9 protein-coding genes are annotated in these 13,238 nt (G+C 66.6%); 7 read left to right on the top strand and 2 right to left on the bottom strand.

Going from position 1 to position 13,238, the window contains the following annotated elements; translation table 11 throughout:
- Positions 1-102 precede the first annotated feature (102 nt).
- On the bottom strand, positions 103-1,398 hold the full coding sequence (locus VGV37_RS05150; RefSeq protein WP_326878555.1) for a hypothetical protein: 1,296 nt from the start codon (positions 1,396-1,398) through the stop codon (positions 103-105).
- Between the two features lie 192 nt (positions 1,399-1,590).
- Between VGV37_RS05150 and VGV37_RS05145 the strand changes: the two genes are divergently transcribed.
- Together VGV37_RS05145 and VGV37_RS05140 are read left to right on the top strand one after the other, a co-directional pair.
- A complete protein-coding gene (locus VGV37_RS05145; protein ID WP_326878554.1) occupies positions 1,591-1,998 on the top strand; it encodes a hypothetical protein in 408 nt (135 codons plus the stop codon).
- A gap of 100 nt (positions 1,999-2,098) precedes the next feature.
- Positions 2,099-4,324 (top strand): polysaccharide biosynthesis tyrosine autokinase, encoded by a 2,226-nt coding sequence (locus tag VGV37_RS05140; protein ID WP_326878553.1) that lies wholly within the window; start codon positions 2,099-2,101, stop codon positions 4,322-4,324.
- Between the two features lie 21 nt (positions 4,325-4,345).
- Here VGV37_RS05140 and VGV37_RS05135 read toward each other — a convergent pair whose 3' ends face one another.
- Positions 4,346-5,068: a class I SAM-dependent methyltransferase gene (locus VGV37_RS05135; protein WP_326878552.1), complete on the bottom strand. Its 723-nt coding sequence runs from the start codon at positions 5,066-5,068 to the stop codon at positions 4,346-4,348.
- A 359-nt stretch (positions 5,069-5,427) separates the two neighbouring features.
- Here VGV37_RS05135 and VGV37_RS05130 point away from each other — a divergent pair, with 359 nt between their 5' ends.
- From VGV37_RS05130 to VGV37_RS05110, 5 genes are all read left to right on the top strand, one after another.
- Positions 5,428-6,873 carry an MOP flippase family protein gene (locus tag VGV37_RS05130; protein ID WP_326878551.1) on the top strand — a complete coding sequence of 482 codons (1,446 nt, stop codon included), beginning with the start codon at positions 5,428-5,430 and terminating at the stop codon, positions 6,871-6,873.
- Between the two features lie 12 nt (positions 6,874-6,885).
- Complete coding sequence (locus tag VGV37_RS05125) at positions 6,886-7,893, top strand: glycosyltransferase family A protein (protein WP_326878550.1); 1,008 nt, start codon at positions 6,886-6,888, stop codon at positions 7,891-7,893.
- On the top strand, positions 7,893-9,164 hold the full coding sequence (locus VGV37_RS05120; RefSeq protein WP_326878549.1) for a glycosyltransferase: 1,272 nt from the start codon (positions 7,893-7,895) through the stop codon (positions 9,162-9,164). The genes VGV37_RS05125 and VGV37_RS05120 overlap by 1 nt, the downstream gene beginning before the upstream one ends.
- The gene (locus VGV37_RS05115) at positions 9,139-10,344 is read left to right on the top strand and encodes an acyltransferase (protein ID WP_326878548.1); all 1,206 of its coding nucleotides are present in this window, start codon (positions 9,139-9,141) and stop codon (positions 10,342-10,344) included. Before VGV37_RS05120 ends, VGV37_RS05115 begins: the two co-directional genes overlap by 26 nt.
- A 282-nt stretch (positions 10,345-10,626) precedes the next feature.
- Positions 10,627-13,122: a PA14 domain-containing protein gene (locus VGV37_RS05110; RefSeq protein ID WP_326878547.1), complete on the top strand. Its 2,496-nt coding sequence runs from the start codon at positions 10,627-10,629 to the stop codon at positions 13,120-13,122.
- Positions 13,123-13,238: the final 116 nt, after the last annotated feature.

The following is a 13,238-nucleotide window of genomic DNA, read 5'->3' as shown; positions in this document are numbered from 1 at the left end:
CGGCTTCAGCGGAGGTTGCCATGGCGTTGCTTCGGGTCGCGGGCCTTCTGGTCGGACTGGCGTTTCTCGCCGGCTGCATGGACAGCCAGCAGATGCAGTCGCTCAAGCTGTCCGGGCCGTGCGCGCCGAACTACGTAAGTCTCGCGCTGCAGTTCTGACGGCGGCCCGTGCGACGTCGCGCGGACGGTTCTGCAGCACGACCAGCACCAGGATCAGCACCTGCAGCCGCGCATCGACCAGATTGCCGCCGAGCAGCAGGTAGTTCAGGAACAGCGCGCTCGCCAGCCAGATCGAGCGCGCTCCGGCGAAGAAGCAATACGCGACATAGAGAACGAAGGGCACCGCGCCCAGGAAGCCGTATTCGAAGATCAGCTTGCCCCAGGTCGGATCGTGGATCAGGTAGGCGGCCTTCAGCGAGAAGCCCTCGATCGAGCCCGGCCCCATGCCGAAGAGCGTCGTCGAGAGGTGCGGATACAGATAGTCGCTGAACAGGAAGAACGGCGAGATGAAGCGGGCGAAGCCGCTCGACTGGTCCGATCCGAACTCCTGCAGGCGGTCGAACAACAGGGCGATCCTGGGACCGGCCACGAGCAGGGCCAGCCCGACCAGGGCCGGCACTGCGACCAGCAGGATGCCGCCCTTGCCCCGCGTCAGCAGCATCAGCGGTACGATGGCCATGAACAACACCAGGCCGGTCCCGGAAAACGACAGCGCCAGGGCCGCGGCCAATACCGCCAGGCGCCAGGACGGCCGAAAGAACTCGAGTTCGATGATGATGCCGATCGCCATCATCTGCGACAGGCTCGACGGTTCCAGCAGGAAGAAGCCGTTCGATTTGTTCATCCCGCCCAGGCCCGGCACGGGAATGACGTAATTGAAGCCGTGGCTGATCCAGGTATAGGGGAAGACGTTCTGCCAATTGAACAGCACCGGTCCTTTGATCGCGACTTGCGCGAAGAACTGCAGGATGCCCGAGACCGCGATGATCAGCAGCATCTTGCGCATCGTCCGCATCGCTGCCTCGAACTGCCGATCGTCCGGCACTACGAACAGCCAGCAGGCATAGAGCAGGATGAGGTTGAGGAACGACAGATAGGACGGGCTGGTGCTGCCGCCGAGCATCACCGACAGCAGCAGGGTCGCGACCGCAAGCGCGAATAGCGCGAACCGCGTCGGGCTGATCCGCACCGCTCCGGTCAGCACCAGCAATGCCGTTCCAAACAGCGCCACCACCAGGGCCAGGGAAAGTTCGCTATGGCCCAGGGTCAGGGCGAAGCGCGTCAGGAACAGCGTCGAGACCAGCATGGCGGCCAGCACGCCGGAAACCAAGCTGGACCGCGGCATCCCGGCACCGTGCCATCGCCGCTCGATGCCGGCCCCACCGAACGTTGCGTCCATCAATCTCGCTCTCGTAAGCTTAAGCCCTTGTCAACGCTCTGTGCGCCAAAGTCGCTCCATCGTCGGACCGATTTTTACAGTTCACCGGCGGATCGATCGGGCGGAGCGGCAAGCCTTCCCCCAAGAAAACCGGTCCGTCAAAGCTTTTTCTGGATGGCGGCCGATCAAATCGCGCCGCCGGGAGCCATCGGCATGTCTTGGGAGTCGGAGCCAGCAGGCGAACGGTACGGCACCGGTCCCGAGGTCCTGATGCCGCCTCAGGCCGAACTCGACCCCTTCTTCAAGGTGCTGGCGAACCGGGTCGGCCCCGCCATCGCCGGATCCTTCACACCCAGCCAGTTCGCGGCGTTGAAGCGCGCCTTTGCGACCCGGGCGATCAATCCCCATCCGGTCGACATCCGCGATACCTACACCATCTTCGGTTTCTCGTTCTATATGGTCCTGCTGATGGGCCGCGAGAACCGCTCGGCCGAACGCCGCGAGATCGAAGGCGTGACCGGCCTGACCCGCGTGGTGCGCGGGACCTTCAAGGCGCTGCTGTGCGGCGGCGTGTTCGCCGCCTGCGCCATAATTGTCATTGTGTGCAGCGCAACGAATTAGGGATAAGATCGTTTACGCGGGTGACTAGTACCGGCATCTCGGCGTAAAGGCCCGTCTTTGCAAGATCCTTTCGCCGACGTTGAAATATAGGAACTTGCGTATGACCGACGCTACCAGCGGCAGCGGCTTGCCGGCCGCTCCGATCTATCGTCGCGGCGCCTTGATCGAGCATTCAGCGCTCGAAAGCTTCGCGCCGCCGCCCGCGGCCGAGGTCACGTCCATCCTTGGCATGGGCGCGCTGCTGTGGCGCCGGCGCTGGATCATCTGCGCGACCGTGCTGGCCGCGATGGTGCTGGCCGTCCTGATCGGCAAGCAGCTGACCCCCCGGTTCACCGCCGACGGCGCGGTCGTGGTTGCGACGCGCAAGATGTCGATCCCCGAACTCGAGACCCTGATCACACCGACCGGCGACCAGGCGCTCGTGCGCAGCGAAATGGCGGTCATGAGCTCGCGCATCGTGCTCGAAGCCGTCGCCGACAAGCTGCATCTGGACCAGGTGCCGGAATTCAATCCCCGCCTGAAGCCCAAGGACGACAGCCTGTGGGCCGAGATCAACCCGATCCCGATCGTCCAGGGGCTGATGCGCGGCCATCAGACGGCGGTCGGCGACGAGCGGGCGGCCATCCACGACGACGTGCTGAACACGCTCGCCCACAACCTCGACCTGGTCAACGACGGCCGCGACTATGTCATCTCGATCACCTACAAGAGCGAGAATCCGGAGGTCGCGGCGAACGTCGTCAACTCCCTGATCCAGACCTACCTGTCGCAATACATCTCGGAGAACCGGGCAGCGACCGTCGAGGCCAACCAGTCGCTCGATGCGCGCGGCGAGGATCTGCGCAAACAGATGGTCGCCGCCGAGCAGAGCGTCCAGGATTTCACCAACAAGACCGGCCTGCTGGTGACACCGGGCGGTACGATCGCCGGCCAGCAGGTCGCCGAACTGAACGGGCAATTGTCGACCGCCCGGGCCGACCGCGCGGCGGCGGAAGCGAAATACAATCAGGCGATCGACGCCAAGCAGAGTGGCATCGCCGCCAATACCGACGTGTTGGCCTCGCCGGTCATCCAGCAGCTGCGCGGCCAGGAAGCCGAGGCGGCGCGCAACCAGTCCGACCTGCAGACCCGGGTCGGCCCGAACCATCCGGACATGAAGGCGGCCAACAAGCAGGTCGCCGGCCTGCAAAGCGCGATCAGCCGGGAAATCGACAAGGTCGTGAGCTCGCTCAAGGGCCAGGTCGACGTGACCCGCGCCCGCGAGGCGAGCCTGGTCCAGCAGATCGCGGTGCTGAACGGCAAGGCGACGGCCAGCACCGCTGCCCAGGACAAGCTGCAGCGGCTGAACGACGACGCCCAGAGCAAGCGGAAGGTCTATGACGAATTCATGCTGCGCATCGCCCAGACCGCGAAGCCGCAGGATCATCAGACCGCGAACGCGCGCATGATCTCGGCCGCCTTCGTGCCGCTGCATCCGTCGAGCCCCAAGATCACCCTGATGGCGATGCTCGCCGGCTTCGCCGCTGGCCTGGTCGCGATCGCCGGCGCCATTCTCTACGCCCAGCTCGACCATGGCTTCGAGACGCTGGAGCAGGTCCGCACCGTGACCGGCCTGCCCGGCCTGGCCGCGATTCCAATGGTTCGCAACCTCGGGCGCAAGCGGCTGCCGCACCGGTATGTCGTCGACCACCCGACGTCCCCGGTCGCCGAGACGCTGCGCGCCTTCCGGGCGAAACTGCGCTGGGCATCCGAGGGCCGCGCCCTGAAGACGATCCTGGTCAGCTCCGCCGTGCCTGGGGAGGGCAAGACCTCGTTCGCCCTGTCCTTCGCCCGGCTCGCCGCGCGCGACGGCTGCCGGGTGCTGCTGATCGAATGCGATTTCCGCCGCCCGACATTGGAGACGATCCTGCCGCCGCCGTCGCGGCCGGGTCAGCCGAGCTTCCTCGACGATCCTGCGGGCTGGCGCGACTGGATCGGCATCGACGACCTGACGGGGCTCAACTACCTCACCGCGACCGAGGAATCGGGCCGGCTGGCGCCGATGCTGGAAGCCGACGGCCTGGGGGCCATCCTGCGTGACGCGCGGCGCGAGTACGACTATATCGTCGTCGATTCGCCCCCGATCATGCGCGTGCCCGATGCCATGCTGCTGGCCCGTTCGGTCGACGCGGTCGCCCTGGTCGTGTCCTGGAAGCGCACGCGCCAACGGCTGGTGCGCGAGGCCCTGCGCCGCCTGGCGCTCGATCCGGACATGCCGACCGGCATCATCCTCAGCAAGGTCGAGAAGGCGGCGGGCCAGGACGTCTATTCCGGCTATACCCGATAGACGCAGCCGGCGGGCAGTCTCTCAAGCGCGCCGCTCGAAGAAGTGGAAATCGGCGAACGAGGTTTCGTCCGGATCGGCCGCGTCGAACGGATAGCGGTTGGGGACGATGCCGGCCAGATGCCAATCGGGCCGTTCCGCCGCGACCCAGCGCGTGAAGGCGCGGTGGCGGACGTGCGGCGACGGGCCGGGAACGTCGAGGTCGCTGGCATAGATCGCCACGTGGCTCCGCGCATGGTCGAACAGGCCGCGCATGTAGGTGTCGAACACCGCGTTCTCGACCAGATGATAGATCACGTCGAGCGAGAGGACGAGGTCGAACGGTGCCAGTTCACCGGGCAGCGTGCCCGCGAGATAGAAGCGCTTGCTCGGATCGGCCGCGAACCGCTCGGTGCAGAGCGCCACCGCCGCCGGCGCCACGTCGACGCCGACATAGGATGGATAATCGGCCAGGGCCAGTTGAGCACCGTCGCCGCAACCGAACTCGACGATCGAGGTGATGCCGCGGGATCGGACGAATTCGTTCAGCACCTCGGCCTTGAACGCGGCGAGGCGCCCGTAGGAACCCGCGCCGGAGGTGCCGCCCGCCCGGTAGCGCGCATCCCAATAGTCGGCGGAGCCGTGGAATCCCAGGCGCTTGCGCAAGTGTTCGACCAGCGGCGTGCGGGCGAGGCGGCGTGCGAGCGGGCCGATGAGCGGCGCTTGCTTCACCAGGGTCGAGAAAGAACGATCGGCGGTTTTGGGCATGATGCACCTGTCTCTCGAAGGAAGGTCAAGGTGCTGTCCCCCGGTCGAGCCGGGGGAACGGCGGATAATCACTCCGCAAACGACCAGGATGATATTACACTCCCTGAAAAGACCCGTGACGGTCGCCCGGCGATGCCGCGCAAAGGCCACACCGTCTTCGCGCATGTCTTCGAAAAACTGCGGGGAACCGTTTGACGGGCGCCGGCGTTTCACCGGTTGCGCGAAATCCGCGTAAAAAGCCAAGAACCCGATCAACCCGGACGCAAACCTTGACCCGCCCCAAGCGTTCGGCGCGGTCACCGCACTTTTTGTGCCCTCCGGGGCCTTTCCACCCGGTGCCAAAGGATGATCGAACCGCGATGAGTTTGCGCGTCAAAGCCCTGAAATCGGTCCGCTGGACCGCGGCGACCACGATATCCAACATCGGCGCGCGCTTCGGCGTGACCCTGGTCGCCGCCCATATGCTACCGCCATTTCAGCTGGGCCTGTTCGCCATCGTCAACTTGGTGCTGGGCTTCGCCTATATCTTCGCCGATGCCGGCGTCACCCAGGGCATCATCGCCAAGCAGGATGCCGACAGCGACCAGCTGTCCAGCCTCTACTGGTTCAACCTGCTGTTCGGCTGCGCCGTCGCCGCGGTTTCCGCCCTCCTGTCACCCGTGCTGGCCTATGCCTACGGCCAGCCGGAACTGACCGGCATGCTGCTGGTCGCCTCGGCCAATTTCGCGGTGGCCCCGATCGGCCAGACCTTCCAGGCCCTGCTGCAGAAGAACCTGCGGTTCGAGCGGCTGGGCCGGGTCGAGCTGGGTGCCAACCTGTTGAGCGCGGCCAGCGCCGCCGCCCTGCTGTGGGCCGGCGTCGGCATCTATGCGCTGATCCTGTCGCAATTGCTGACCGCCCTGCTGCGCAGCCTGTTCCTGTGGATCGCCGGCCGCGACCTGCTGCAGATCAAGATGCGGCTGCGCTATGACGAGATCCGCCATTTCATGCGGTTCGGCATGTTCCAGGTCGGCGACCGGGCGGTGAACTACGTCAACCTGCGGCTCGACCAGTTCCTGATCGCGGCCCTGCTGGGCCCGCAGCCGCTGGGCTATTACAACATGGCCTGGATGCTGATCGTCGAGCCGGTCTATCGCATCAACCCGATCATCACCAACGTGGCCTTCCCGGTCTTCGCCAAGAAGCAGAACGATCCATCGGCGCTGAAGCGCGGCTTCCTGCTCGTGACCAAGCTGCTGTCGACGACCAACGCCCCCCTGCTGTTCGGCTTCGCCGCAATCGCACCCCATGCCGTGCCGCTGCTGCTCGGCGACAAATGGGCCCCGGCGATCCCGCTGGTCGAGCTGTGCTCGATCATCGCGATGGCGCGCACCATCAACAATCCCGTGGGCTCGCTCGTGCTCGCCGTCGGCCGCGCCGACCGGTCGTTCTACTGGACCCTGGTGCAATTCGCCATCCAGGTGCCGATCTATGCCGCGAGCCTCGCCTGGTTCGGGCTGGTCCCGGCGACCTGGGTGCTGTGCGCGATCAACGTCCTGGTCGTGCTCGCGGTCTATCGCTGGTTGATCCGGCCGATCATCGGCCCGGTGTTCGGCGAATATGTCGCCTCGTTCGCCCCAGCCGTCGGGCTGGCGCTGGGCATGGGGTTGCTGGTCCGCCTGCTCGACCATCAGGGCCTGCTGGCCGGCATCCCGCTGCTGGCGCTGGAACTGGCGGTCGGCGCCGTGGTCTATGGCGGCCTGACGCTGTTGTTCCGTCGCAACGATGTCGGCCTGATCGCCGGCATCCTCACCTCCCGCGCCTGAGAAGGAGCGCCGATGTCCCCGCCCCCGCTCGTCTCGGTCGTGATCCCCAGCTACAACCGCCTGCATTGCCTGCCGCGCGCGATCGCCAGCGTCGTGGCGCAAAGCCATCGGGCGCTCGAAATCATCATCGTCGACGACGGCTCGACCGACGGCACAGCGGAATGGGCGGCCGGCTTCGCCTGTCCCGTGCCATTCCGTTTCCATCCGCTCGAACGCAACATGGGGGCCGCGGCGGCGCGCAATCGCGGCATCGAGTTGGCTGAAGGAACCTACGTCGCCTTCCTCGACAGCGACGATACCTGGCATCCGGACAAGATCACCCGGCAATTGGCCGCGATCGCGGCGGGCGGACCCGCTTTCGGCGCCGCCTATACCGGCATCGCCAGCCTGACCGAGGCGGGCCAGCCGTGCGGCATCAGCCGCGCGACCGAGGCCGGCGACATCCGCCTGGCGCTGATGAACCACAATGTCGTGGGATCGACCTCGTGCGCCCTGGTGCGGCGCGACCTGCTGCGTGCCGTCGGCGGTTTCGAGCCGAACCTGCGCTCGTGCCAGGATTGGGAGCTGTGGGTACGCCTGTCCGCCCTCACCCGCTTCGCCTGCGTGCCGGAGTTGCTGACCACGCTCTATATCGCACCCGACGGCCGCATCACGTCGAGCGGCCGCAACCGGCTGACCGGCCATCTCTATATGTACCGGACCCACCTGCGCCCGCATTTCCGCGACGGCACGGTCGATCCCGGTCTGTTCACCGGCATGTTGGGCGAGATCTTCGTGCAGATGGGCCGGCCCGATTACGGCGCCCGCCTGCTGCGGCGCAATTGGCGGGCGAAGCCCCGGTCGGCCAAGCGCCTCGCGTTGTACCTGACGGCCCGGGCCGGTGTCGGCAAGGCGCGCTATTTCGCTGTGGCCGAGTTCATCACGCGGCTCGAGGAGCGGCTGCGGCCGACGGCGATCCGCGCCCCTGCCCCAGCGGCGCCGGCCGAGATCCGGGCGGCAGCCTCGGTAACGAGCCGCTGATGCCGCGCGACGCGAACGGCCCGCGCATCGCCCTGTTGCTCGACAATTATCCGGCGATTTCCGAGACCTTCATCGACAACCAGATCCTGTCGTTGATCGAGCGTGGGCTCGACGTCACCATCCTGTCGTTCGGCAGGGGCACGCCGGACACGAGCGGCCTGCACGAAGCGACGCGGCGCATCCTGGCGTCGGTCCGGCTGGTCCGGGTCACGGTCCCGGGACCAAAGGCGGAACGGGCGCGCGACCTGCTGTATCTGCTGGCGCACCCGATCGCCAGCCTGCGCATCCTGGCCGGGACACTCGGCGGCGCGCTGCCGAGCCCGTATGATTTCATCCGCCTGGTCATGGCCGCGGTCGACCTCAGCGGCCAACCCCGCCAGTTCGATCATGTGCTGTGCCATTTCGCGCCGAACGGCCAGTTCGGCACCTGGCTCCGTGACCTGGGCCTGATCAGCGGTCGCCTCGTGACCTTCTTCCACGGCTATGATTTTTCGGAGCGGGTCCAGGCCGAGGGGCCGGACCTCTATCGCCGGCTGTTTCAGCGCGGCGACCTGTTCGTCGCCAATACCAACTATACGCGCGGCCGCATCCTGGAGATCGGTGCGCCCGAAGCGCTGACGGTGCGGCTGCCGGTCGGGCTCTATCCCGATCGCTTCCCGTTCCGCGCCCGCAGCGGCATCGCCGGCGCGCCGGTCAGGTTCCTGTCGATCGGCAGGCTGGTCGAGAAGAAGGGCCATGTCTACGCGATCGAGGCACTGGCGCTGGTACGCGCGGCCGGCGTCGACGCCAGCCTCGCCATCATCGGCGAAGGGCCGACCCGCGGCGCGCTCGAAGCGGCGATCGCCCGGCTGGGCCTCGCCGGGCACGTGCACCTGTTGGGCCGCCGGACCCAGGAAGAGGTCGCCCGCCTGGCCGATGCGGCCGACATCTTCGTGCTGGCCAGTACGTCCGCGCCCTCGGGCGACGTCGAGGGCCAGGGGCTGGTGCTGCAGGAGGCCCAGGCCCTGGGCATGCCGGTCATCGCCAGCAACCACAACGGTTTTCCGGAGGGGCTGGTCGACGGCGAGACCGGCCTGCTGGTCGCCGAACGCGATCCGGCGGCACTCGCCCGGACGATGGTCGAGCTCGCGCGCAGTCCGGAGCGCTGGGCGCCGATGGGTACCGCCGGCAGCCAATGGGTCCGGCAGCATTTCGACCAGGCCCACCTGACCGGCCAGTTGTTGACCCTGCTCGGCGAGGTGCCCCATGCGGCTGCCACCAAGCGCGGCTGACGCCGTCCCGATCGAGACGCCGGCGCAGAATTCCGCCGGCGGCAAGCTCGACATCATCAACGGCCTGCGCGGTGTGGCGATCGTCGCGGTCGTCTGGCATCACCTCTTCGGCCTGTATTTCAAGGCGGGCAGCGTGCTGGCGCTGGCGCCCGCGGTCACCAGCTCGCTGTTCTTCCTGTCCTATGGCTGGATCGGGGTGCAGCTGTTCTTCGTTCTATCTGGCTTCGTGCTCTACCTGCCGTTCGCGCGCGGTCGGGCGAAGATGGAGACCTCGGCCGATTGGCGCGGCTTCTACCGGCGCCGGGCCGCCCGGCTGCTGCCGCTCTATTATCTGGTGGCCCTGCTGTGCCTGGTGCTGAACCAGGTTCCGCCGGTGCACGACCTGCGTCTGCCGCTCGAACTGATCTCCATCGCCGGCGCGCTGTTCACCTTTGCGCCCCACGGGTTCGAGCCGCACCTCAACCCGCCGCTCTGGTCGCTGGGCGTCGAGATCTGGTTCAGCATCCTGTTCCCGTTCATGGTTCTGGCATTCCAGCGCTGGGGCATCGTGCGGACCATCGTGGCCGCGACCGTGCTCAGCCTGGCCTCGCGCACACTGGGTCTGACGCTCGTTGCCGGTCGGCCGATCCAGCCGCTGACCATGGGCCTGACCGCCAATCTGGAGATCTTCGCCGTCGGCATGGCCTTGGCGCAGGCCTATGTCGCGGGCGTCCGCGTCCGCTGGCCCCGTCTCGTCACCCTGGGCGGCGCTCTCGCCCTGGCCCTCGCCGTGGTCGCCGGCGACCGGCTCGGCCGCTGGATCGAGGTGCCGTTCGACGATTTCCTGGTCGTGGGCTTCGCCGCGATCATCGCCGGGCTGCTGTCGCTCGAACGCGGCTGGCTGCGCGCCGCTTTCGCCAGCCGGCCGGTCCAGGTGCTGGGCATGATGTGCTTCAGCCTGTATGTCTGGCACGAGCCGCTGCTGCGCAACCTGTTCCAGGCCGAGGCGGCACCGCTCGACGATCTCGCCCGCACCCTGCCGATCTACCTGTTCCTGCTGCTGACGGTCGCGGCATTGTCCTACCGCTTCGTCGAGTTCGGCCGGAGCCGGGACTGGCGCGCCTTGTTCCTGCTCGACGGCACGACGCCGCCGATCGTGGTGCCGACGATCTCCGCACCAAGCGATGCCGATCTCGGTTGATTTTCGTAACGCCGGATATTCTCACAATACGAGAATTTCTGTTTCTATTTTCTCGAAATACAATATTCGCAGAATCAATTTGTCTAGAATGTGATTTATTTTAAATAATAACGATCAACTGACCTTCAGATTCTCTTAATTCAGCGCCCTCATCCTCTGCCCATCCGCAGAACCTTTGAGGGCACGAAGTATTTCATCGCGCGTCGGCACGAGTCTTTCGGGCCGACCCGGATGATCGGAACTTTGCGCCGCCAATCTATTCTCCTGATGGGCTGAAGCGGCATGAACAGCAAATTTGGCGCGATGGCGCTTACCTTTTCCGCACTTTCCATGGCGGCGGGTCTCGGCTCCGCTCATGCCCAGGGCGTCCTGTGGGGGGGCTTCCTCGGCCAATATCAGTCGGGGGTGGGCGGCGTCACCAATCCCGCGTTCCAGCGGCGCGACGCGCGCATCGATTTTGCCTGGAACACGGTCGGCCCGGGCGGGTCGCTGTCGCCCGAGTTCAACACGAACGGCTGGCAGAATTTCTCCGCCAGCTGGACCGGCCAGGTCATGGCGACGACCAGCGAGACCTATACCCTGCAAGTGGTCGCCAATGGCGGGGTCGCACTCTATTTCCGGCCGACCGGGTCCACGACCTGGACCACGCTCTATGCCGACTATGGCAACAGCGCCAAGACCGCGCAGAAGGCGGTGGCCCTGACCGCCGGCACGTCCTATGACATCTGCGTCCATTACTGGGAGCAGCAGCCGAACGGCCGGCTGCAGCTGGGCTGGTCGAGCCCGAGCGTGCCGTTCCAGGTGATCGAAGCCGCGACGCCGGTCGGCATCAACGGATCGGTCGCATTGCCCGGCGAACCCGGCAACATGTTCGCCGATATCATGAAGCAGGCGGGCGGATTCACCGTCTATTCCAACGCCCAGATGCCGGCGCCATTGGATGCCCAGGGCTGGCCGCTGGCCGATGCGACGCTGCCGCTCTGGTCGACCGGACGCGAGCTGGACGGCGTCTATCAGATGAGCTTCACCGGCCAGGCGCAGGTGACCGATTGGAGCGGTGTCGGCAGCTTCTCGGTCAACGGGGTCGGCTACGGCACCATCCTGCCGGTCGGCGCCGGGTACGACCCGGTCGCCAACAAGACCACGGCGACCTGGACGGTCGCGGCGGCGACGGCGCCGACCGCCGCCACGCTCGGATTCGGCCAGAGCCAGCGCAGTCCCGCGGCACCGGTCGGGTCCGGCATCACCAACCTGCAGATCCTGCGGCCCGTGGCACCCGGCTCGACCGGCGTCCATGGCGCGGGCGAGCTGTTCAGCGCCCAGTACAAGTCGTTCCTGTCGTATTTCTCCGGCATCCGCTTCATGGATTACCTGGCGACCAACGGCAATCGGCAGCAGCATTGGGCCGACCGGGTGACGCCGGGCCAGGCCTCGCAGTATCAGGCGGTCGGCGGCTATGGCTGGCAGGGCAAGGGCGGCTCGCTCGAGTACCTGGTAGCGCTCGCCAACGAAACCGGCAAGGACGCCTGGATCAACATCCCCGTCGGCGTCGACGACGACTATGTGACCAAGCTGGCCCAGCTGCTCGCGTTCGGCAGCGACGGCACCACTCCCTACACCAGCGCCCAGGCGCATCCGGCATATCCGCCGCTCAACAGCAACCTCAAGGTCTATCTCGAATACAGCAACGAGCTGTGGAACACCGGCTATGTCCAGTCGAGCATGAACCAGAGCTTGGCCAGTGCCGCGGTCGCGGCCGGCGGCTCGCCGCTCGCCTATGACGGTGCCACCGATCCGACGGTCTGGGCCAAGCGCCGCGTCGTCGACCGGACGGTCCGCATCAGCAGCCTGTTCCGTTCGGTCTGGGGCGACGCGCTGATGATGGCCCGGGTGCGACCGGTGTTCGAATGGCAGTACGGCAATTCCGGCAACACGGCCGCGATCGGGCTCGGCTATCTGGAGAATTTCTACGACAATGCCGACGGCGTCGCCCATGTCGCGAGCCCGCACCCGGCGAATTACTACCTGTGGGGCGGCGGGGGCGGCTGGTACCAGAGCGCCAACAGCGCGAATGCCGGCTCGGTCGCGGCGATCTATGCTTCGGGCGAGACCAGCCCCTCGACCGAGGGCGACGCGATCTGGGCGCTGGGCTTCGGCCTGCACGAGATGGGCTATGAGGGCGGCTTCGAAGTCGGCGGCGACTATCCGTCCGCGGTGCAGTTGAGCGCCAACCTCGACCCGAACGCCCAGGCCTTCGAGACGACCGCCATCAACAAGTTCTTCCAGATGGGCGGCGGCATGCCGTTCGTGTTCAATGCGGCCGGCGCTACCGCCTACGGCATTGCCAACCCGACCATCGCCGACCAGGCGACGCCGAAGATGCAGGCCATCCTGGCCGCGATCCAGAACACCCGCCCGGCCAGCGCGTTCGCCTGGCCGCTGCCGATCGACGCCGGCAACATCCCCGTCTCGTTCTCGATGGGCGTCACACCGTCGGGCACGGCGACCGGCACGCTGGCCCATGTCGGCGACTACATCGCCTGGTCGGTCAACGTCCAGACCGCGAGCGGCTTCACCATCACGACCGACGCGCCTAATCCGGCCACGACCCAGATCCGGATCGACGGCGTGCCGGTGGCGGCCGGCACCTGGGCAGGCATCCTGCCGATCGGATTGCACGGCATCATGGTTCGCAACCTCAGCAGTGCCGGCACGACGCTCACCAAGCTGGTCGTCACCCCGACGGCCACAAACAACAGCGTCAAACCCGCCAAATAAATCGACGACGAGACCCCACGCTAACCCGTCATTAATCGATCGGGCGCAGCCTGGAGCTCCTCCTCATCGTCTAATGACTTCAGGCGGAGCGACCCAAGGGTCCCTCCGCCTGATTT

Source organism: Aliidongia sp. (genome assembly GCF_035943795.1).
GTDB lineage: Bacteria > Pseudomonadota > Alphaproteobacteria > ATCC43930 > CGMCC-115725 > Aliidongia.
The sequence above is the reverse complement of the archived record's forward strand: the minus strand, read 5'-3'. Positions and strand labels throughout refer to the sequence as shown.